The organism is Enterobacter sp. UNJFSC 003, assembly GCF_036903355.1.
In the GTDB taxonomy this organism is placed as follows: domain Bacteria; phylum Pseudomonadota; class Gammaproteobacteria; order Enterobacterales; family Enterobacteriaceae; genus Enterobacter.
Map to the genome: position 1 here is coordinate 52095 of NZ_JBAKHK010000005.1, position 21507 is coordinate 73601.

Here is a 21507-nt window from a genome sequence, read left to right on the forward strand (position 1 = left end):
CCCTACGGGAATAGCTGCGCGTCGCGCAGCACATGGTCATTGCCACGACGGCGGGTAAAACCGATGCGGTTAAAATATTCCAGGATCTGGATCGCCAGCTTGCGGCCGACGTTCAACCGATCGCGGAAGTCAGCCGCACAGGTCGAACCCCGTTCCTGATCCAGCTCGCGGATCAGGTTAGCAAACGCCACAATGCGATCGTTGCGGTAATAACGATCTTTAACGATCGCAACTATCAGCCCCTGCTGCGCGGCATGACGCAATACCTGGCGCATCACCTGCTCGTCGGTATTCGTCTCGCGCGCAAGATCGCGCACCCACCACGGCTCATCGCTAAATAACGGCGCCACTTTTTGCCAGACCGCCTCTTGTTCCGCCGTAAACCCGGCTTTGTGATCGGGCAGATGCAGCCAGCCGTGGTGGCTTTTTATCACGCCACTTTCGCGCATGTTCTCAAACAGCAACAGCACCAGGGCATCGTCTTCCATCGGCAATGCCATACGTCGCAGCCGCTCACGCCCCGGGCCAGGCTCATCCTGATGCTGTTCATGGTAGATGGCGAGCGTGTTCAGCACTTTGCGCTGCCAGCTCGCCGCAACCGGCGCATTGAGCAGGCTATGACCGGCCTGAATAAAACCGGGTTCTTGGGTCAGCTGATATAAGCCTTCACCGCTGAGCTGACGAGCCCATGCAAAATCAACCAGATTCACCGCTCCGCGATCGAGATGCACCAGCAGGGCGGCCTTATCATCACGAGCCTGTTCCAGCGCTGCCAGCCACTGGAGATACTCTGGCTTACGCTTGCCACGACGCGGCGGATTGAGCGTTACCACGCGCGCCCCGGCCAAGGTTTCACGGGCAGAGATATCGCGCAGAACCAGCCGGTCATTATCGGCAAGCCAGAGCGGGGAATCGAACACCAGCTCTGCGAGGTTATTTTCCAACAGCGACACGCGGCCGGTGATATGGCTGGCTGCGTGGTGGATATGCAGCGGCTGCCACTGAGTAAGCGGAGCGTGCGTCTGTAGCGAGACAATCACCCGTTCAGCAGGTTCTGGCGGCGCATCGGCTAACAGCCAGTCGCCGCGATTAAGCCGCTCTTTTTCAGCGTCGCCGACAATATTCAGCGCGATGCGTTGCCCGGCATGGGCATGCTCAACGGGCTGATTTTGCGCGTGCAATCCACGCACGCGCATCGGTTTGTTGACCCCCGTCAGCCACAGCGTATCGCCTACGTTGACTTCACCACTCAGCGCGGTACCTGTCACCACCAGCCCGGCGCCTTTAACGGTAAACGCCCGGTCAATGGCCAGACGGAAGCGATGATGGCTCGCGTGTTCGCGTGACGTCAGCCGCTGCAAATGACCGCGCAGGGCGTCAATACCGCGCCCTTCTGTTGCCACGGTGACGAACAGCGGCGCATCGGCAAAACCGTATTCACGCAACGTGGCCTGCACCGAGTCGCGAACGGCTTTAACACGCGCGTCGTCCACGCGGTCGGCTTTGGTCAGCGCAACGGTGAGCGGTGGATTGCCCGTCAGCTGCAGTATTGCCAGATGTTCACGCGTTTGCGCCATCACGCCGTCATCGCATGCCACCACCAGCAGGGCATGATCGATACCTCCGACCCCCGCCAGCATATTGGAAAGAAATTTTTCGTGCCCCGGCACGTCGATAAAGCCCAGCACGCGACCATCGGACTGCGGCCAGTAGGCATAACCCAAATCGATGGTCATGCCGCGCTTTTTCTCTTCCGGCAGGCGATCGGCATTCACGCCGGTAATGGCCTGCAATAAGGTGGTTTTTCCATGGTCGACATGACCGGCGGTGGCAATAATCATTTCAACAGCATCTCCAGAAACCGCTCTTCATCTTCAAGACAGCGTAGATCTAACCACATTCGGCCGTCGTATATACGCCCGATAATCGGTGTTGGCAAGGCTCGCCAGCGGGCTGAAAGCGCGTCAAGCTGGCTACCGCGCCCGTCACGCGGCGTGAACGTCAGCGCTTCGCTTGGCAGCCGGTCTACCGGCAGCGAGCCGCTGCCAATCTGCGACTGGCAAGGTTCGATACGCACGTCAAAATCGGGATAACCTGGGGCCACCAGCGGCTGCAGCAATTCACCCTGAGCGCGAATCGAGGCGGCATCGCGGGTTAACAAACGCAGCGTTGGCAGGCGCTCGGCCAGTTTTTCCGGGTGAAGATAGAGCCGCAGCGTCGCGTCCAGCGCGGCAAGGGTCATTTTATCCGCACGCAGGGCGCGCTTGAGCGGATGCTGCTGCAGCTGCGTAATCAGCGCGCGTTTACCAACAATAATTCCCGCCTGCGGCCCGCCCAGCAGTTTGTCGCCGGAGAAGCTCACCAGGCTCACGCCCGCCGCAATCATCTCCTGCACCAGAGGCTCTTTTGGCAGCCCGTACTGGCTCAAGTCCACCAGCGAGCCGCTGCCGAGATCGGCAATCACCGGGATATTCAACTCGCGGCCGATTGCCGCCAGCTCTGCCTCTTCAACCGTTTTGGTAAAGCCTTCAATATGGTAATTGCTGGTGTGAACCTTCATCAGCAGCGCGGTGTTTTCATTTGCTGCCGCGCGATAATCTTTGGCATGAGTCCGGTTGGTCGTACCCACTTCATGCAGGGTACAGCCCGCCTGACGCATGACATCAGGAATACGAAACGCGCCGCCGATCTCCACCAGCTCGCCGCGAGAGACGACAACCTCTCTACCGCTGGCGGTAGCCGCCAGCATCAACAGTACCGCCGCCGCGTTGTTATTCACGATACAGGCATCTTCTGCGCCGGTGAGCTGACAGAGCATGTCCGCCAGGGCCCGATCGCGGTGCCCACGCCCCGCGCCATCCAGATCGTATTCCAGCGTCACGGGTGTTCGCATGGCCTGCGCGACGGCAGTGACCGCCTCTTCCGCCTGCTGCGCGCGCCCCAGATTGGTATGCAGGACGGTTCCCGTCAGGTTAATGACCGATCGCAACGCGCTTTGAGTTTTGTCAGCCAACCGTTTTACGACCTCCATTTCCCACGCCGTGCACCAGCCGGGCAACGCGTTTTCTGCCTGAATAGAGGCCCGGGCTTCGTCCTGAAGCAAACGGAGCATATCGACCGTCGCGGTATGGCCGAACCGTTCCAGCGCGGTAAGAAGCTGGGGCTCACGCAGGAGACGATCGGTGGCAGGAATTTGGCTGTACAGGGAGTGATGAGTAGTCATGAATACGCCTGGCGAGTGGATATCTTCCCCCCTCCCGACGGGAGAGGGAGTTAACATATGGAGGAATTGTACCGCCTCCGGCCACGAAGTGTTATATACCTGCGTCAAGCCTTTGGCGGTTCAGTGCGGGCAAAGCTCTCGCGCTGGAAAAGCGTCTCGGCAAGTTTCACCAGCAGCGGACGATCGACGCACCAGCCGGGAGAGACATGACGAAAGTTGAGATAACCAATGGCGCAGGCGATAGCAATCGTCGCCAGGTTCAGGCTATCGGGTTGGATCTTACCCTCCCGGATAAGTTGCTCGCACATGTCCAGGCTGCGGCTGATTTTTTCGCGCTGGCGCAACAGCTCGTTTTCCGATTGCTGCGCGACGGGTCTTGCCTGCTCACGCACTGAGGTTAACGCCGCATCCATGATGCCATCGGCCAGCGCTTCAATTTGCTTCACCGCCAGCGCCGCTTTCGGTTCGGCCGGCATCATGGCCGGGGCAACGCCGAGCAGCTCGATATACTCCGCAATAATCGGAGAATCAAACCAGTATTCCCCCTCGTCCGTGACCAACGCCGGGACTTTTCCCAACGGGTTATACTGCGCAACCCCGTTCTCGGCGTTGTAAGGCTGTTCATTGACGAATTCAAACTCTATCCCCTTCTCCAACAGGAGAATCGAGATTTTACGCACGAAGGGACTGGTATAGCTGCCGATGAGTTTCATTGCCTGCTCCTGAATGCCCGCAAAGAGGTCAGTATGGATCAAGCGCTGAAAAAAGGGCAGGGATGCGTGTCGCATTCCTGCCCTGGAGGGGTTAGTGATCGAGGTAGAGGTAATGCATCCAGCTGGTCATACGCAGCAGCACTTTACGCATCACCGAAACGTGGGCGAAGTGATCGGAATAGACCGCCACCTGAGCATAGATACCGTCCGGCAGTGCATCCACATCAGCATTTGGATCCAGCTCAATCGTCCCAATCACGCCATCCGAGCCCGGAACCACCGTCAAAGATTGCAACGCGCCCTGCGCCTGATACGACCCACCCGGCACTACCGGCAGGATGCTGGTGAGCTTACCCGAGAACACTTGTCCTGGCAGCGCGTTGAACACCACTTCCGCTTCGTCACCCGGCTTCAGGCGCAGCAACGAGTTCTGACGGAACTGAGCAACAATTTGACGTTTCTGTTCCGGAATAAAGACCATGACCGGACGCAGAGGCAGCGCGGCGGCGTAAGTCCCCGGACGAATCAGCACTTGGGTGATATACCCATTGCTTGGCGCGCGTACCACGGTCTGATCGAGGTTGTATTTGGCTTCGGCAAGCTGGGCGCGTAAAGAGGCAATCTGCGACTGTTCGCCGTTAACCATGCTGTCCAACTGGCTTTGGATCTGCGTCTGTTCGGCAACAGAGCCTTTTACCAAGGCATCCTGAGCCAGATAGTTCTGCCGCGCGTTGTCGATATCGCTTTCAGAGAACGGGTTAACCTTAGCCTGACTGCCTTTCAGGTAGCGTTGATAGTCTTTGTACAGGCGATCGCGTTCAGCAGAGACGCGCGTGGTATTGGCTACGGCTTCCGAGAGCTGCGCTTTCAGCACCTGAATATTATGCGTTGCCGTCACAAGATCGGCCTGCAATCTGTCGACGCGCGCCTGATAGCGGCCTGGGTCGAGCTTAAATAACACTTCGCCTTTTTTAATAAGCTGGTTATTTTTATCCGTCACTTCGCTGACCACGCCAGTTACCTGTGGCGTAATAGGAATTGAAATAACGGCTTTTTGCGCCGTAAAAGTGTACGGGTGGTTATAGTTCATCAATAAAATAAGTCCAGCAACAATAAATACACCACCCAACGTTGCGGTAGCGAGCGTCCATTGGTTGACCGGAATACGGAATATTTTAAAGATGGCCCAGGCAAACGCTACATAGGTTAAAATAATTAACAGATCCATGATTAGCGCTCCAGCACATTCTTATCAGCAGCGGGCGGCACCGCAGCCAGTTTTTGTTCGAGTTCGGTGACGCGTTTGGTTAACGCGTTCATGCCGGGCACCTCATCAGGCGTGGAGATGTGGTTTTGCATACCCCAACCCCGGTCTTCCCTGTACAGCGTTGCCCAAATCCACAGAAACGGCCAAATAGCATGGAGCGTAAACAGGCTGATCCATCCCGCCGTGTGAATCGCATCGGCATGCGGATGGTTTCGCTTTTTAGCCATATTATAAGGAATGTCGTGAATAGCGATGATTCCGTAAAACAGAACCAGAAATACAAAAATCAATACGCCCAGCGCAAAATAGTTGAGAAACATATTCGCCTCACTTAAAACAATGTCAACTTATTAATTGAATTAAACGATACGCAGCCTAATTAATTAATTTTTTAAAAAGAGGTGCGTGTTTATTATTTAACAGCCGGGGAGTATCGTTTTTTATAATATCTCCATGCAAGTTTATAAACGTGTCAAAATATATCCTGAATAATAATAGACTTATCCTTACAATATGAGCGTAATCCAGGTTCTTACTTTTCGCCATACCACGTATTAAAAGTGATTTTTTAACGTAACGTGTTGTCAGCGGACATCCAGGCATTGGGCCCTTCAGCAAACTTTGCTAACGACCGCATCTGGAGAAATCTGCATAAAAATATTTTGTGAATTCAATCACAATCCAGAAACAAACTCACGACAACCAAATGTGATACTCATCACAAAAAGACCTGCGCTTTGCTTTAATTTTACCCATTGTATTTTTTTTAGACGCATAGTTTGTGATGAAGATCACTTCATTAAACGTCACACCCCCTACATTTACGTGATTACGATCACACAAATTTTCGTTGTCTGGACAGTTGAACGATTCAGTGCCAGATTTCACAGCATCAGAACAGGGCCCGGCTACCTCTGCCGCCGCACATTAACGATAAACCTCGGGCCGTAAGCCTAAGCGTAAACATAAGAAGGGGTGTTTTATGTCATCCGATTTCAAGATCAAAGTTCAAAGCTTTGGTCGTTTCCTCAGCAACATGGTGATGCCAAATATCGGCGCGTTTATCGCGTGGGGTATCATCACTGCATTGTTCATTCCGACAGGGTGGTTGCCTAACGAAACGCTGGCAAAACTTGTTGGCCCAATGATTACCTATCTACTGCCGCTGCTCATCGGTTTTACCGGTGGTCGTCTGGTTGGCGGTGACCGTGGTGGCGTCGTGGGGGCTATCACCACCATGGGTGTGATCGTCGGTGCGGATATGCCGATGTTCCTCGGTGCCATGATTGCCGGTCCTCTGGGCGGCTGGGCAATTAAGAAATTCGACGTCTGGGTTGATGGCAAAATCAAATCCGGTTTCGAAATGCTGGTGAACAACTTCTCTGCCGGCATCATCGGGATGATCCTCGCGATTCTGGCCTTCCTCGGCATTGGTCCTGCGGTTGAAGTGCTGTCCAAAATTCTGGCAGCGGGCGTTAACTTCATGGTGGCACACGACATGCTGCCGCTGGCGTCTATCTTTGTTGAACCGGCGAAAATCCTGTTCCTTAATAACGCCATCAACCACGGTATTTTCTCACCGCTGGGGATTCAGCAGTCTCATGACCTCGGCAAATCCATCTTCTTCCTGATTGAAGCAAACCCAGGTCCAGGTATGGGCGTTCTGCTGGCGTACATGTTCTTTGGTCGCGGCAGCGCAAAACAGTCTGCGGGCGGTGCAGCTATCATTCACTTCCTGGGCGGTATCCACGAAATTTACTTCCCATACGTGCTGATGAACCCACGCCTGATCCTGGCCGTTATTCTCGGCGGTATGACCGGTGTGTTCACCCTGAGCGTGCTGGGCGGTGGTCTGGTTTCTCCTGCCTCCCCGGGGTCCATCCTGGCGGTACTGGCCATGACCCCGAAAGGTGCCTACTTCGCTAATATCGCCGCTATCTGTGCGGCAATGGCGGTCTCCTTCGTTGTCTCTGCTATCCTGCTGAAAACCAGCAAAGTCAAAGAAGAAGACAATATCGAAGCAGCGACCCGTCGTATGCACGATATGAAAGCGGAATCCAAAGGCGCGACCCCGCTGGCGGCGGGCGACGTCTCTAACGACCTGAGTCACGTGCGTAAAATCATCGTTGCCTGTGATGCCGGTATGGGCTCCAGCGCAATGGGTGCAGGCGTGCTGCGTAAGAAAGTGCAGGATGCGGGTCTGACCAACATCTCCGTGACCAACAGCGCAATTAACAGCCTGCCACCGGATGTTGACCTGGTGATTACCCACCGCGATCTGACCGAACGCGCGATGCGTCAGGTTCCTCAGGCGCAGCATATTTCCCTGACCAACTTCCTGGACAGCGGCCTGTACACCAGCCTCACCGAGCGTCTGGTCGCGGCGCAGCGTCATGAAGACAACGAAGTGAAAGTGCGCGACAGCCTGAAAGACAGCTTTGACGCCAACGACAGCCACCTGTTCCGTCTGGGCGCGGAGAACATCTTCCTGGGTCGAACCGCGACTCACAAAGAAGAAGCGATTCGCTTTGCCGGTGAGCAGTTGGTGAAGGGCGGCTACGTTCAGCCTGAATACGTCGATGCTATGCTGGAGCGTGAAAAACTGACGCCAACCTACCTGGGTGAATCCATTGCGGTTCCGCACGGTACGGTTGAAGCAAAAGACCGCGTGCTGAAAACCGGCGTGGTGTTCTGCCAGTATCCTGATGGCGTTCGCTTCGGTGAAGAAGAAGACGACATCGCCCGTCTGGTAATTGGTATCGCCGCTCGCAACAACGAGCACATTCAGGTGATTACCAGCCTGACCAATGCCCTGGATGATGAAACCGTCATCGAGCGTCTGGCCAACACCACCAGCGTGGAAGAAGTGCTGGCGCTGCTGAACAAGTAAGTTCTCTTCCCTCTCCCCTGTGGGGAGAGGGCTAGGGTGAGGGGAAAGTTAGGCGGATCCTCACCCCAGCCCTCTCGGGTAAAAACATTGAAAAGGTTAATACTATGAAAGCATTACATTTTGGCGCTGGTAATATCGGTCGTGGCTTTATCGGCAAACTGCTGGCAGACGCGGGCATTACCCTGACATTCGCCGATGTGAATCAGGTAGTCCTTGATGCCCTCAATGCCCGTCATAGCTATCAGGTCCACGTGGTGGGCGAAAACGAGCAGGTTGAAACCGTGTCGGGCGTGAACGCGGTGAGCAGCATTGGCGACGACGTGATCGACCTGATCGCCAGCGTAGACCTGGTGACCACGGCGGTAGGCCCGGTGGTGTTAGAACGCATCGCTCCTGCGGTAGCAAAAGGTCTGGCAAAACGTAAAGCTCAGGGGAACGATACCCCGCTGAACATCATCGCCTGTGAGAATATGGTGCGCGGCACCACGCAGCTGAAGGGCCACGTTCTGGCCGCCGTGGCGGACGAAGACAAAGCTTGGGTGGAAGCACACGTTGGTTTCGTGGACTCCGCCGTTGACCGTATCGTTCCTCCGTCAGAATCTGCGACCCACGATCCGCTGGAAGTGACCGTCGAAACCTTCAGCGAGTGGATCGTCGATAAAACTCAGTTTAAAGGCGCGCTGCCGACCATTCCAGGCATGGAATTAACGGATAACCTGATGGCATTTGTCGAACGTAAACTCTTCACGCTGAACACGGGTCATGCTATAACCGCGTACCTCGGAAAATTGGCCGGTCATCAGACCATTCGTGACGCGATCCTCGATGAGAAAATCCGCGCGGTGGTAAAAGGGGCAATGGAAGAGAGCGGCGCGGTGCTGATCAAACGCTACGGTTTCGAGGCTGACAAACACGCAGCATACATTCAGAAAATCCTCGGTCGCTTTGAAAACCCGTATCTGAAAGATGACGTTGAGCGCGTGGGTCGTCAGCCATTGCGCAAACTGAGCGCGGGCGATCGACTGATTAAGCCGCTGCTGGGCACGCTGGAATACGGCCTGCCGCACGCCAACCTGGTGAAAGGGATTGCCGCCGCCATGCATTACCGCAGCGAGCAGGATCCACAGGCGCAGGAGCTGGCACAGCTGATTGACGATGAAGGCCCGCAGGCTGCGCTGGCGCAGATTTCCGGTCTGGATGCCAACAGTAACGTGGTTGTGGAGGCGGTTAACGCATACAACGCAACCAAATGATGCAGAGTGCGGCGCAGGTTAGCCTGCGCCCCAATTACAGATTGTCAGATATGCAGGCAATAATGGAACAAACCCAGGCCTTTGAAAATCGTGTGCTTGAGCGTCTGAATGCTGGCAAAACCGTACGAAGCTTCCTGATTGCTGCCGTCGAGTTACTGACCGAGGCAGTGAACATTCTGGTGCTTCAGGTGTTTCGCAAAGACGACTACGCGGTAAAATATGCTGTAGAACCGTTACTGGACGGAGACGGACCGCTGGGCGATTTATCGGTGCGTCTGAAGCTGATTTACGGGCTTGGCGTGTTGAGCAGGCCTGAATATGAAGACGCTGAGCTGCTGATGGCGCTGCGGGAAGAGTTAAATCATGACGGTAATGAATATACGTTTACCGATGACGAAATTCTGGGTCCCTTCGGCGAACTGCACTGCGTGGCCGCCCTTCCCCCTGCTCCCCATTTTGATAACAGCGATCCCGAGCTATATGCCATGCAAAAGCTGCGTTATCAACAGGTTGTCCGTTCCACTATGGTCCTTTCCCTGACTGAGCTGATTTCCCGAATCAGCTTAAAAAAAGCGTTTCAGAAGTAAGCCCGCGCGCATTGGTGTATCCTTGCAGTAAATTCCCCCGATTTAGAGTTATTTGTCATGAAAGAAGTCGAAAAGAACGAAATTAAACGCCTGAGCGATCGCCTGGATCTCATCCGCCACCAGATGGCAGGTCTTTCCCTGGTTGAATCCGCAGAAAAGTTTGCGGAACTGGAGAAAGAAGCGGCAACGCTCGAATCTGAAATTGAGCGTCTTCGCGAAGTGAAAGGTCAGAAACTGAGCAAAGAAGCACAGAAGCTGATGGACATGCCGCACCGTCGCGCCATCACCAAGAAAGAACAGGCCGACATGGGCAAGCTGAAGAAAAGCGTCCGCGGCCTGGTCGTGGTGCACCCGATGACCGAACTCGGCCGCGAAATGGGCCTGAAAGAGATGACGGGTTTTAGTAAGACGGCATTCTAAATGCGTGCCCCTGCCGCCACGGCAGGGGATGCTTAGTTGTAAATCAGGTTAAAGGTCGCCATCGCGTCCGCTTTCCCCGCCGATACCTTTTCTTCCGTCTGGATGTAGCGCGCCTCGAACCCAAAGGTTACTGTTTGGTTGTCGCCCACCTGCCCCAGTACCGGTGCCTGTGGCGTATTCCACTGAACCGTCTGCCCCTGTACCGATCCGGTATTATCCCCATAAACCAGCTCAATTCCGACACCGCTGGCGCTATCCTGCTGCTTCGTCAGCGCCAGCGCTTGCGTATTCGCGGGCGTCGTATCGCCAAAGAACCCCATCTTCACCGCCGTGTTATTTTCACACGTGACCGGGATACTGAAGCGTCCACTTCCAGCGCGCGAGCCGATGCCGTGAAACTCATTTTGGCTCACCGTACCCAGGGGGACGAGAATGCTGCGAGAGCTGACCAGGCAGCTGGTGCGCCGGACCGTAAAGCTGGCGAGATGGATCTGAACTGGCGTTGCCACGTTCGTCGCGCTCGCCTCGCTGTCGCCCGCTTGCAACACTATCGACCCCGTGTTTTGCTCCTGCGAGTTGGCGTTATCGTTAGGCATGGCATTTGTGGTGGGTATTTTGTAGAACACAACGTAGAACTGCAGCTTGTACGTTGTGGCGCGGGCAAACGCAGGGTCTTGCGACGCATCGCAAATGCGCCGGGACTCATTGCCGCTCATTGGACTCGTGCCGTCAATGTAACGCACCGCGTCCGCACCGCAGTATTGCTGCTCGCGAAACCCCAGCGCGTAACCGATGCCGTCGATCTGCGTTTTATAGACATGACGCGACGCGCCATCCTCACCGACCACGCTGCCGACGGGATTATCCATTTCGATAAAGCCAATGCTGCGCCAGCCGTCATTCCCTCCCTCACAGCTGTAGAAATTTTCGCCGGTGGACTGTATCGGCGCAGAGATAGGCGTCCAGTCCGCTGTGCCGGGGGAAAAACCGATGGCGTAAGGTACCTGAACGACCCATTGTTCGCGCGTGGTGCGGCAGGGTGAAGTGTGCGCATGGGCGTGAAAGCTCATCATGCCAAACAGCGAAAGCATGCCCAGGTAAATAATCCATTTCAACATATGACGCATGATATTCCTCTAATGGCACTCAAGCGCGAGCGTGGCGATACCGGGCGCCATATGGGACGTCCCAAGTTTGAAAGATGACTGACATTGACGCTGCTTCCCGTCCTCGTACCAGCTCGCGCGAAGCGTACCACGCTCTGGAACCCCACTCACGTAGGCCTGACCGCCGTCAGCGACCATACTCCGGTTTGCGGCGCTGCGGTTCTGCTCTACTACTTCGACCTGCGCGCCAAACGGCAGCGGCTTGCCGCGATAGCGCAGTGAAAACAGCACGCGATAGCCGATATGCGTTTTGTAATTTGCCAGCACCACCGCGCCGCTGGTGGGGATCAGCGTTAATCCGCTCTGTTCAACGTCGGCATTTTCGCCAAGCGTTGCGGTATCGAGATTGACGGTATTCTTGCGATAGGCTGAGAGGGAGGGCATTACCGCATAGCCGCGGCTGTCGGTATGTATGCCGTTGTATCCTTCCGGCTCGACGTTTGCCGCCCCAGGCACCCGCAGCAGAGCGACGGTGTCCCCCAATGGCTGGCTAAGCGTGACGCCATACTGCGTAGCGATGACGCCCCCGGCTAACCCCAGGCTCATATTATTGCCGCTGCGGCTGTGGTCATAGCCGAGGCTGACGTTTCCGTATCCGCCGTTGTATTGCATCGCCAGGCTGGTGCTATCGTTTTGCCCCCCGCTGGCGACGCTCTGTTGAACGCTGTAATTGAGGTTGCGGTTTGCCAACGCGGTGCCGTTGAGCGACATCTGTTGAGTCGACATCCCACGGTTGTTGTGGTTGGTGAAATAGCTGACCGAGCTGCCCGGCAGCCATGCGTTCAGAGGAACAGTGATGTTAAACGACAGGGTACGCTCAGGGTTACGTTCAAGGGCGGAATCGGTGTAGTAATACCCCATCCCCCAAGAGATACCCCGCCAGCTTGAGTACCAGCCCACATGGATGGTTTTGTCCTGTCCGTTGGTATGCCAGTAGTCCTGCATCCAGGCAGAAACGCTGAGGCTGCCGAGCTGGCCGAGCGTCTGGGAGAAGGTGATCTGCGAGCGGCTGCGGCGGTTATTGAGGCGTAGCTGCGCGCTGTCGGACTGGTTCAGCTCGCTAAATTCATAATAGTTACGTGATGCATAGCGATAGCTCGCCAGATTAAATGCGGTTCCGGTGGCGCTAAAATCCTTCTGGTATTGGATCCGCCACGCCTGCCCTATCGCCCGTTTGCCGTCAGGCAAACGACTTTTTGCCACCGTATCGTCAATGCCCAGCGAGCCAAATACGCCAAACCCCTGACCTATCCCTAACGCGGCGGCCTGATAGTTATCCGCCCCACGGATACCCCCGTAGACCGTTGTCTGGGAGGCGATGCCGTAAAAGAAAGCACCTTCGACAAAATCAGGCGCACGGGTATCCCCGGAGCCGGAATGAAAGCGTCCAGCGTTCAGGCTGTATTTAACACTGCCCTGACGCCGCATAAATGGCACGGCGGAGAAGGGCTGGGTAAAAACACGCTTCGAGCCATCGCTTTCCGTGACGGTCACCTGTAAATCGCCGCTCTGCGCGCCGGGAAAAAGATCGTTAATCACAAACGGCCCGGCAGCAACCCAGGTTTCATAAATCACATAGCCGTTTTGCGAAATGGAAACTTTGGCAAAGCTGTGGGCGACGCCGCGGATGGTTGGGGCAAAGCCGCGCTGGCTATCGGGTAACATACTGTCGCTGGAGGCAAGCTGAACCCCGCGAAACGCGACGCTATCGAACACATCGCCGGCGGTCCAGGCATCACCCACACGCAGCTGGCTGTTAAGGCTGCGGATATCGCGCGTCAGCCAGGTATTTTGTGACTGAAAACTGTCCCCACCGTCGTCGCTATGGCTCCAGGCTGAGGTGTTGCGCAGCCGCCACGGCCCCAGGTTCACACCGTTACGCAGGCTGAGGTAGCTTGAGGTGTTATCTCCAGTTTGCCGATGGGCCGACGCCCCCGACAGACTGTAATCAACAAACGCGGCCGCAATACCGTCATCCCACTGCGAGGGCGGAACGTAGCCGCGGCTACGATTTTTCATCGCCGCCTGCGGCAGGCTGATGTAAAGACGCTGCTGGTTGAAATCATAAGAGGCTCGGGCAGCCGGTATAAAATCGGAGAGGCAGGTAAACGTCTCTCCCTCATGTAGCCGCGAGAAAGCCGGGATCGCGCTGATATTCACGCCGAGCGCTTCCAGCAACGTGACGGTAAAAACAGGCTGCAGGCCGTCCTTCCCGGCGACGAAGGTCATCTCCTCCCGTCGCTCCTCACGCCCGTTGATCTCAAGCGTCACGGTCCAGGTACCCGGCATCTGGCCGCCCTTCTGGGAGAAATAGTGCAGATCCGCCGTTTTCTGTTCAGAAGAAGAGAGTTCCAGCGCGGCGGGATCGAAATAATCCTCTGCTAACCCCGTGCGGCTGAAGCCAAACAACAGCACGGGTATCGGTGCGTAGCGAAGCAGGCGAATGGCCATCATCTTAAAGCGGTTGAGACTGGGTGGAGGTGATGGCGCCAAAATCATTAATCGCTGACCAGCTGACGCTTCCGTTAGCCGTCACGGGCCACTCGCGGGACTCTCCCGGGCCAATCATTCCCGGCTGCTCGATATCATGTCCTGCTACGCGTAGATGGAAAAAGGAGACGTAATAGGGCGTCGGGTTGGTCGCTTTCAACCCTTTTGCCGTGCGCGTAAATTTAATTTCTTGCCAGGCCGTCGCCGCATTACCTTTCAGATTCTCGGGACGGTAGAAAATTTTAAATTTCGATTTGACGTTTATTTGTAATTCGTTGCTGCTCTCTTTGGGCTTTGGCGCAATAGCTTTAATATCGAGCCAAAAAACCGATTCGCGATCGGTAGGTAGCGGCGTGCCGGTATATTGAATACGCAACGTATTCGTTTGATCCGGGTCGAGGCGAAATAGCGGAGGCGTAACAATAAAAGGTGCGGCGTGCGGTTCTGTTTGTCTGTCACCCTCAACCCACGACTGAATAAGATAGGGGGTGGCGCTTTCCTTGTTCGCAACAGAAAATGCCACCTCCTTGCTGTTTTGAGGGTAGACAATCCGTGTACCGCCCATTACAACGCCAGCGAAAGCTGACGCAGAATTAATCATCAATGCAGTGAGCATAATATACGACAAACGCTTCATCACTATTATCTCTGGAGGTGGCTAAATTAAGAAGATCAGTTATAAACCATCAGGAAGTTGGAAACGGCATTCACATCGCCTGCGGCAATTTCGGTGCCATCTTTAGACAGTGCAGCGTAGAACGTTAATTCTGCATTACCATCATTATCCGGCGCGGTTGTTTCAGATACCGTACCCGGTTTAATCGACGTGGTGCGATTGCTGTTGTAGAGCTTAACGCCAACGCCCTTTGCCATATCATCACCCGGCGTGACCTGCAGCAGCGTATCGTTAACCGTGTCTTTGGTTCCGTCAAACAGCACAGCGACCGACTCAACCGCAGGCGGACAATTTTCCACGTTGATTTTAAATTCACGCGGGGTCGTTTCGCTGTGCTCGTCAAAGTAGTTTTTCGCCCATGCGCCGAGATCAACCGTTTTACTTTTAGATGCAGGCGTAATATCGCACGAAATAAGCGTAATTTTACCGGTGAAATTGATCACACCGCCGGTGCTCTGCGAGCCAGCACCTGTATCCAGGGACGTATCTACGCCAGAATGACTGCCTGCCAAAACCGGTTGGGCAGATAAAAGCAAGCCCGTCGCTGCAATAGCTAACGCCACATTTTTGATTTTCATTTGAAATGACCTTTCCTCTGTAAATTAAACAGATATAGATATGTTGTACCAGGTTATCTAACAACTATAAGGAATCGAAAGGCGTCACCCTTTGAGGGCATATAGAGTTGGAGACGCGACCTCATAGAATAAAACAGAGTCCATCCCAATGTGACAATCCATGTATTCAGCCCCGCCAAGTGCTATCTACCCAATAATAAGGAGGGATACCGACAGGCTGAAATTAATAATCTGCGCATGATGAATATAATAAAATTCAACTCATCAAAATACTGCATCTGTATAAATAGTAAATCATTTACCTTTTAACGTCTACGACCTCAAGGTGAAGTAGCCAGAGTAATATAAGTATTTCAGTTTACAAAATATTCACAAATTTAACTCACTTTAGCGTGCATTGAAAATAATCAACCGGTGTTTAATTTCACTCTGAAACTAAAAAATGAGAGATTGATCAATGTTTGATCAATTTTTTTCAAAACATTTCCAGAATAATTTTCAAGATATTAAAGATATTCTTTGTCTTTATTCTAAAAAAAAGAAGGAATTCAGAATAAATGCTCACTGATCAGCAATTGATCGTTTGTAATAGTATGTTAAAAGCCATATGTGAAATTTACCTTAATTAAAATTTTTTGCTACATGTTAGATTTCGCATTTTTAACTAAAAAAAATTATTTTTTGAAAAAAAGACGGTTTCACATACAAACAGAATATTATTGTATAACTCAAAAATAACGAGAAAATCATAAGCGATTTACATAATATAAGATAATCTACAATTTTCCACATCATTATTAACTCCTCGTTTCGTGTAAAAAATTCTGTAACCTCTTCATTTCCTATCGACTCTCCCCCGTGACGACACGTCACCACTCTCGCCAGGATTGGTCCTACCAACTCTGTGCAAAAGCCATCAGATGTTCACATTTTTGCACTACAAGATTACAAAACCATTGCTCGCACGCAACAATTGATTAACTATTCATTGTCATTAACCCTACAACACAACATTGGCAGGACCACCTTTACACAATCTGTGACGCAGAGATGAGCGGAGACTCATCCGCAGTGCAGATTGTGTGGTCCTCAGGAGACCTGCATGAGCCTCTGGCAACAAAACTACGACCCGGCCGGAAATATCTGGCTGTCGAGCCTAATCGCATCGCTGCCGATCCTGTTCTTCTTCTTTGCGCTGATTAAGCTCAAGCTGAAGGGCTACCTTGCGGCGACGTATACCGTCGCTATTGCCCTGATGGTCGCGCTGTTCTTCTACAACATGCCGGTCGATCGCGCCCTTGCCTCTGTCGTCTACGGCTTCTTCTATGGCCTGTGGCCAATAGCATGGATCATCATTGCGGCGGTCTTTGTTTACAAAATCTCGGTCAAAACCGGGCAGTTCGACATTATCCGCTCGTCGATTCTTTCCATTACGCCGGACCAGCGCCTGCAGATGCTGATTGTCGGCTTTTCCTTTGGGGCGTTTCTGGAGGGGGCTGCCGGTTTTGGTGCTCCCGTGGCGATCACCGCCGCGCTGCTGGTTGGCCTGGGCTTTAACCCATTGTATGCAGCGGGTCTGTGCCTGATCGTCAACACTGCGCCAGTGGCGTTTGGCGCAATGGGCATCCCGATTCTGGTGGCCGGACAGGTCACCGGGCTGGACAGCTTTGAGATTGGCCAGATGGTTGGCCGTCAGCTGCCGTTCCTGACCATTATCGTGCTGTTCTGGATCATGGCGATTATGGACGGCTGGCGCGGTGTCAAAGAGACCTGGCCTGCGGTAATGGTCGCCGGCGGCTCGTTCGCGATAGCCCAGTATCTCAGTTCTAACTTCCTCGGCCCTGAGCTGCCGGACATTATCTCCTCCCTGGTGTCGTTGGTCTGCCTGACGCTGTTCCTGAAGCGCTGGCAGCCGGTACGCATCTTCCGTTTTGCCGATATGGGTGCCTCGCATGTGGATCAGACCCTGGCACGCACGGGCTACACCGCTGGCCAGGTTGTCCGCGCATGGTCACCGTTTCTGTTCCTGACGGCAACCGTTACGCTGTGGAGCATTCCACCGTTCAAAGCCCTGTTCGCCCCGGGCGGCGCGCTGTACGACATGGTGATTAACATCTCGGTGCCGTTCCTCGACAAAATGGTCGCGCGCATGCCGCCAGTCGTACACGAGGCCACGCCCTATGCCGCGGTGTTCAAGTTCGACTGGTTCTCAGCAACCGGTACGGCAATCCTGTTTGCCGCGATCCTTTCCGTCGTGTGGCTGCGCATGAAACCCGCCGCCGCTGTCCAGACATTCGCAGCGACGATTAAAGAGCTAATGCTGCCAATCTACTCCATCGGCATGGTGCTGGCGTTCGCATTTATCTCGAACTATTCCGGCCTGTCGTCAACGCTGGCACTGGCGCTGGCCCATACCGGCCACGCATTTACCTTCTTCTCGCCGTTCCTCGGCTGGCTGGGGGTGTTCCTGACCGGTTCAGATACGTCCTCTAACGCCCTGTTTGCCGCCCTACAGGCTACCGCCGCGCAGCAAATCGGCGTATCAGACGTGCTGCTCGTGGCGGCCAACACGACCGGCGGCGTGACTGGCAAGATGATTTCGCCGCAATCCATCGCCATTGCCTGTGCGGCGGTGGGACTGGTGGGGAAAGAGTCGGATCTGTTCCGCTTTACCGTTAAACACAGCCTGATATTTACCTGCATGGTGGGGGTGATCACCACACTGCAGGCCTATGTCTTAACCTGGATGATTCCATGATAGTGATGCCCAGACGCCTGTCCGACGAGATAGCCTCTCGCGTGCGGGCGCTGATTGAAGAACAACAGCTGGAGGCGGGCATGAAATTGCCCGCTGAACGCCAGCTTGCCGCCCAGCTTGGCGTATCGCGTAACTCACTGCGCGAGGCGCTGGCGACGCTGATCAACGAAGGAGTGCTGCTGAGTCGTCGCGGCGGCGGCACCTTTGTCCGCTGGCAGCATGATGACTGGTCCGAGCAAAACATCGTTCAGCCGCTTAAAACGCTGATGGAAAACGATCCGGACTACAGCTTCGATATTCTCGAAGCACGTCACGCCATTGAAACCAGCACCGCCTGGCACGCGGCGATGCGGGCAACAGAGGCTGACAAGGAAAAACTCAAAACCTGCTTTGAGGCCACCCAAAGCAGCGACCCGGACATCGCCTCCCAGGCCGACGTGCGCTTTCACCTTGCGATCGCCGAAGCCTCGCACAACGTGGTCCTGCTCCAGACCATGCGCGGTTTCTTCGACCTGCTGCAATCCTCCGTGAAGCAAAGCCGCCAGCGCATGTATCTTGTCCCGCCGGTGTTTGCTCAACTGACCGAACAGCACGAAGCGGTGCTCAACGCCATTCTGGCCGGGGATGCCGATGCCGCGCGCAAAGCGATGATGGCGCATCTGGGCTTCGTCCATACCACCATTAAACGATTCGATGAAGATCAGGCCCGACAGGCGCGTATTACCCGCCTGCCTGGCGACAGTGATATTTCCAGGGAGAACAAAGCATGATCATTTCAGCAGCCAGTGACTATCGCGCCGCGGCGCAGCGCATTTTGCCGCCATTTCTGTTCCACTACATCGACGGCGGAGCATATGCAGAACACACCCTGAGTCGTAACGTGGAAGACCTCTCGAATGTGGCTTTGCGCCAGCGCGTGCTGAAGAATATGTCCGACCTGAGCCTTGAGACAACGCTGTTTAATGAAACGCTCTCCATGCCGGTGGCCCTCGCTCCGGTTGGTCTGTGCGGCATGTATGCTCGCCGCGGTGAAGTGCAGGCAGCCGCAGCGGCGGATGCCAAAGGGATCCCGTTTACCCTTTCCACCGTGTCCGTTTGCCCAATTGAAGAAGTGGCCCCCACGCTCCAGCGTCCAATGTGGTTCCAGCTCTACGTCCTGCGCGATCGCGGCTTTATGCGTAATGCGCTGGAGCGCGCAAAAGCGGCGGGCTGCTCAACGCTGGTCTTCACCGTCGACATGCCGACTCCAGGAGCGCGCTACCGTGATGCTCACTCCGGCATGAGCGGCCCAAATGCCGCCCTGCGCCGTTACTGGCAGGCGGTGACCCATCCACAGTGGGCGTGGGATGTGGGCGTGAACGGTCGTCCTCACGACTTGGGGAATATCTCGGCTTACCTCGGTAAACCGACCGAGCTGGAAGATTACATCGGCTGGCTGGCGAATAATTTCGATCCCTCTATTTCCTGGAAAGACCTGGAGTGGATCCGGGAATTCTGGGACGGCCCGATGGTGATCAAGGGGATCCTCGATCCGGAAGATGCCCGCGATGCCGTACGCTTTGGTGCAGACGGCATCGTGGTTTCTAACCACGGCGGACGCCAGCTCGACGGCGTACTCTCGTCTGCACGCGCATTGCCAGCGATTGCCGATGCGGTAAAAGGTGATATCGCAATCCTCGCCGACAGCGGTATTCGCAGCGGGCTGGACGTTGTGCGGATGATCGCGCTGGGAGCAGACAGCGTGCTGTTGGGCCGCGCTTATCTGTATGCCCTCGCCACCCACGGTCAGGCGGGCGTGGAAAATCTGCTGAACCTGATCGAGAAAGAGATGAAGGTAGCAATGACGCTAACCGGCGCGAAGTCGATTAGCGAAATTAGCCAGGATTCGCTGGTCCAGGAGTTGGGTAAACTTCCTGCGGCACTGGCACCGCTTGCCCAGGGAGATGCAGCCTAATCCCCCACCCTCTTCACCCACGTTAACCCTGCGTCCGATCTTCCATCGGGCGCTTTTTTTTGTCGCAAATAACATCTAGGTAACATATTGGACAAGAAAATTTGACATACCCCCGCCGCACGCAATTGTATATACAAGCAAATACAAGAACACAAAAACAACATCACATCAGAGGGGAGCGTATGACGTATTCAGGTCGGGTGGATATTCAGCAGGTGATCGATGACAGTCCCTTTTCACGGTTTCACTGGCTACTCATTGTTCTGGGCTTTCTGGTTTTGGCGATAGATGGTTTTGATACGGCCGCAATGGGCTACATTGCGCCTACTCTGTCGGCAGAATGGGGCATACACAAGCAGGATCTGGGGCCGGTGTTGAGCGCCGCTCTGCTCGGGCTCTCTCTGGGCGCACTGATCGCCGGCCCGGTATCGGACCGAGTTGGGCGCAAACGCGTGCTGGTGTTTTCTTGCCTGTTCTTTGGCCTTGCAAGCCTCGGGACCGCTTGGGCGCAAAGCCTCAACACCCTGACGCTGTGGCGGTTTCTGACAGGCCTGGGGCTGGGTGCCGCCATGCCTAACGCCATCACGCTCATCTCGGAATTCGCGCCCAAACGCTGTCGCGCCATGGCCATTAATACCATGTACTGTGGCTTCCCTCTGGGCGCGGCGGGCGGCGGGGTCATATCGTCGTGGCTTATCCCTCAATATGGCTGGAGAAGCGTGCTGCTGACTGGCGCCATTGCCCCGTTGATTCTCACGCTGCTGCTGGCGCTGCTTTTGCCGGAGTCGGTGAAGTATCTGGTACAGCGCGGGAAAGACATGTTGCAGGTCCGCCATATTGTCAGCCGTTTCTCCCGCAGCACGCTGGCCAACGTCACCGGATTTTTCCTCGCGGAAGAGAAAGTCGCGTCGAAGAAAGGCAGCGTGGCGCAGCTGTTCTCTGCGTCCTGGTTGTCCGGCACCCTGATGCTATGGGTGACCTATTTTATGGGGCTGGTCATTTACTATGTGCTGCTTAGCTGGATGCCGACGCTGATGTTGGGGATGGGTTATCCTCTTGCGGAATCCGCATGGCTGACCTCGCTTTTCACCTTTGGCGGCACCGCAGGCATTCTTCTCGCTGGCTGGATGATGGACCGCTGGGAGGCGCACAAAGTGGTGGCAGGCGGTTTTGCCCTGACCATGGTGCTCATCCTTTTACTCGGCATTGAGCATAACCATATCGTTCTCTTTGGCGGGTTGATATTCATTATGGGGATCGCGATGAACGGTGCGCAATCGGGTATGCAAACGCTGGCAGCCACCTTCTATCCTACCGAATGTCGAGCAACGGGCATCGCCTGGATGCAGGGGATCGGCCGCTTTGGCGGCGTAGCGGGAACCATGACCAGCGCGCAGCTTATCTCGATGCAGTGGCAGGCAGACAGTATTTTGATGATCCTCAGCCTGCCCGCACTGGTCGCCTCAGCGGCAATCGTCTACAAAATGCTGCGCTGCCGCTCGCAGGATCTCGGCGTCGCGTAGTACCGGCTA

The 21507-nt window shown here is 54.9% G+C and carries 17 protein-coding genes; 8 read left to right on the forward strand and 9 right to left on the reverse strand.

What is annotated here, in order from left to right; all coding sequences use genetic code 11:
- Positions 1–2: 2 nt before the first annotated feature.
- From selB to V5P19_RS14095, 5 genes are all read right to left on the reverse strand, one after another.
- On the reverse strand, positions 3–1841 hold the full coding sequence (gene selB / locus V5P19_RS14075) for a selenocysteine-specific translation elongation factor (RefSeq protein ID WP_334404271.1): 1839 nt from the start codon (positions 1839–1841) through the stop codon (positions 3–5).
- On the reverse strand, positions 1838–3223 hold the full coding sequence (gene selA / locus V5P19_RS14080) for an L-seryl-tRNA(Sec) selenium transferase (protein WP_334404273.1): 1386 nt from the start codon (positions 3221–3223) through the stop codon (positions 1838–1840). Before selA ends, selB begins: the two co-directional genes overlap by 4 nt.
- Positions 3224–3327: 104 nt before the next feature.
- Complete coding sequence (locus V5P19_RS14085; RefSeq protein WP_334404275.1) at positions 3328–3936, reverse strand: glutathione S-transferase; 609 nt, start codon at positions 3934–3936, stop codon at positions 3328–3330.
- A gap of 91 nt (positions 3937–4027) precedes the next feature.
- On the reverse strand, positions 4028–5164 hold the full coding sequence (locus tag V5P19_RS14090; protein ID WP_334404277.1) for an HlyD family secretion protein: 1137 nt from the start codon (positions 5162–5164) through the stop codon (positions 4028–4030).
- Between the two features lie 2 nt (positions 5165–5166).
- The gene (locus V5P19_RS14095; protein ID WP_334404279.1) at positions 5167–5523 is read right to left on the reverse strand and encodes a DUF3302 domain-containing protein; all 357 of its coding nucleotides are present in this window, start codon (positions 5521–5523) and stop codon (positions 5167–5169) included.
- A gap of 662 nt (positions 5524–6185) precedes the next feature.
- Between V5P19_RS14095 and V5P19_RS14100 the strand changes: the two genes are divergently transcribed.
- The 4 genes from V5P19_RS14100 (at position 6186) to V5P19_RS14115 (ending at position 10353) form a co-directional block, all read left to right on the forward strand.
- Complete coding sequence (locus V5P19_RS14100; protein WP_334404281.1) at positions 6186–8093, forward strand: PTS mannitol transporter subunit IICBA; 1908 nt, start codon at positions 6186–6188, stop codon at positions 8091–8093.
- 104 nt (positions 8094–8197) lie between these two features.
- Positions 8198–9346 carry a mannitol-1-phosphate 5-dehydrogenase gene (gene mtlD / locus V5P19_RS14105; protein ID WP_334404283.1) on the forward strand — a complete coding sequence of 383 codons (1149 nt, stop codon included), beginning with the start codon at positions 8198–8200 and terminating at the stop codon, positions 9344–9346.
- A complete protein-coding gene (mtlR, locus tag V5P19_RS14110) occupies positions 9343–9933 on the forward strand; it encodes a mannitol operon repressor MtlR (protein WP_334404285.1) in 591 nt (196 codons plus the stop codon). Before mtlD ends, mtlR begins: the two co-directional genes overlap by 4 nt.
- Before the next feature lie 57 nt (positions 9934–9990).
- Positions 9991–10353: a YibL family ribosome-associated protein gene (locus V5P19_RS14115; protein WP_334404287.1), complete on the forward strand. Its 363-nt coding sequence runs from the start codon at positions 9991–9993 to the stop codon at positions 10351–10353.
- A 32-nt stretch (positions 10354–10385) separates the two neighbouring features.
- Here the strand turns inward: V5P19_RS14115 and V5P19_RS14120 are convergent, their stop codons facing one another.
- Genes V5P19_RS14120 through V5P19_RS14135 form a run of 4 tightly spaced genes read right to left on the reverse strand, consistent with a single transcriptional unit; the run spans position 10386 to position 15263 of the window.
- Positions 10386–11480 carry a fimbrial protein gene (locus V5P19_RS14120; protein WP_334404288.1) on the reverse strand — a complete coding sequence of 365 codons (1095 nt, stop codon included), beginning with the start codon at positions 11478–11480 and terminating at the stop codon, positions 10386–10388.
- A 9-nt stretch (positions 11481–11489) separates the two neighbouring features.
- Positions 11490–13973, reverse strand: coding sequence for a fimbria/pilus outer membrane usher protein (locus V5P19_RS14125; protein ID WP_334404289.1), 2484 nt, complete (start codon positions 13971–13973; stop codon positions 11490–11492).
- A gap of 1 nt (position 13974) precedes the next feature.
- Positions 13975–14649: a molecular chaperone gene (locus V5P19_RS14130; protein ID WP_334404291.1), complete on the reverse strand. Its 675-nt coding sequence runs from the start codon at positions 14647–14649 to the stop codon at positions 13975–13977.
- A 32-nt stretch (positions 14650–14681) separates the two neighbouring features.
- On the reverse strand, positions 14682–15263 hold the full coding sequence (locus V5P19_RS14135; RefSeq protein ID WP_334404293.1) for a fimbrial protein: 582 nt from the start codon (positions 15261–15263) through the stop codon (positions 14682–14684).
- 1102 nt (positions 15264–16365) lie between these two features.
- Here V5P19_RS14135 and lldP point away from each other — a divergent pair.
- From lldP to V5P19_RS14155, 4 genes are all read left to right on the forward strand, one after another.
- Positions 16366–18021 carry an L-lactate permease gene (gene lldP, locus V5P19_RS14140; protein ID WP_334404295.1) on the forward strand — a complete coding sequence of 552 codons (1656 nt, stop codon included), beginning with the start codon at positions 16366–16368 and terminating at the stop codon, positions 18019–18021.
- On the forward strand, positions 18018–18791 hold the full coding sequence (gene lldR, locus V5P19_RS14145; RefSeq protein WP_334404296.1) for a transcriptional regulator LldR: 774 nt from the start codon (positions 18018–18020) through the stop codon (positions 18789–18791). The genes lldP and lldR overlap by 4 nt, the downstream gene beginning before the upstream one ends.
- Positions 18788–19975, forward strand: coding sequence for an FMN-dependent L-lactate dehydrogenase LldD (gene lldD / locus V5P19_RS14150; protein WP_334404298.1), 1188 nt, complete (start codon positions 18788–18790; stop codon positions 19973–19975). The genes lldR and lldD overlap by 4 nt, the downstream gene beginning before the upstream one ends.
- Positions 19976–20157: 182 nt before the next feature.
- Entirely contained in the window at positions 20158–21498 is a 1341-nt protein-coding gene (locus V5P19_RS14155; protein WP_334404300.1) for an aromatic acid/H+ symport family MFS transporter, read from the forward strand.
- Positions 21499–21507 lie beyond the last annotated feature (9 nt).

Excerpts from the sequence above, each read along its gene's own strand:
- selB (WP_334404271.1), bottom strand. The coding sequence starts at position 1,841 with ATGATTATTGCCACCGCCGGTCATGTCGACCATGGAAAAACCACCTTA.
- selA (WP_334404273.1), bottom strand. The coding sequence starts at position 3,223 with ATGACTACTCATCACTCCCTGTACAGCCAAATTCCTGCCACCGATCGT.
- V5P19_RS14085 (WP_334404275.1), bottom strand. The coding sequence starts at position 3,936 with ATGAAACTCATCGGCAGCTATACCAGTCCCTTCGTGCGTAAAATCTCG.
- V5P19_RS14090 (WP_334404277.1), bottom strand. The coding sequence starts at position 5,164 with ATGGATCTGTTAATTATTTTAACCTATGTAGCGTTTGCCTGGGCCATC.
- V5P19_RS14095 (WP_334404279.1), bottom strand. The coding sequence starts at position 5,523 with ATGTTTCTCAACTATTTTGCGCTGGGCGTATTGATTTTTGTATTTCTG.
- V5P19_RS14100 (WP_334404281.1), top strand. The coding sequence starts at position 6,186 with ATGTCATCCGATTTCAAGATCAAAGTTCAAAGCTTTGGTCGTTTCCTC.
- mtlD (WP_334404283.1), top strand. The coding sequence starts at position 8,198 with ATGAAAGCATTACATTTTGGCGCTGGTAATATCGGTCGTGGCTTTATC.
- mtlR (WP_334404285.1), top strand. The coding sequence starts at position 9,343 with ATGATGCAGAGTGCGGCGCAGGTTAGCCTGCGCCCCAATTACAGATTG.
- V5P19_RS14115 (WP_334404287.1), top strand. The coding sequence starts at position 9,991 with ATGAAAGAAGTCGAAAAGAACGAAATTAAACGCCTGAGCGATCGCCTG.
- V5P19_RS14120 (WP_334404288.1), bottom strand. The coding sequence starts at position 11,480 with ATGCGTCATATGTTGAAATGGATTATTTACCTGGGCATGCTTTCGCTG.
- V5P19_RS14125 (WP_334404289.1), bottom strand. The coding sequence starts at position 13,973 with ATGATGGCCATTCGCCTGCTTCGCTACGCACCGATACCCGTGCTGTTG.
- V5P19_RS14135 (WP_334404293.1), bottom strand. The coding sequence starts at position 15,263 with ATGAAAATCAAAAATGTGGCGTTAGCTATTGCAGCGACGGGCTTGCTT.
- lldP (WP_334404295.1), top strand. The coding sequence starts at position 16,366 with ATGAGCCTCTGGCAACAAAACTACGACCCGGCCGGAAATATCTGGCTG.
- lldR (WP_334404296.1), top strand. The coding sequence starts at position 18,018 with ATGATAGTGATGCCCAGACGCCTGTCCGACGAGATAGCCTCTCGCGTG.
- lldD (WP_334404298.1), top strand. The coding sequence starts at position 18,788 with ATGATCATTTCAGCAGCCAGTGACTATCGCGCCGCGGCGCAGCGCATT.
- V5P19_RS14155 (WP_334404300.1), top strand. The coding sequence starts at position 20,158 with ATGACGTATTCAGGTCGGGTGGATATTCAGCAGGTGATCGATGACAGT.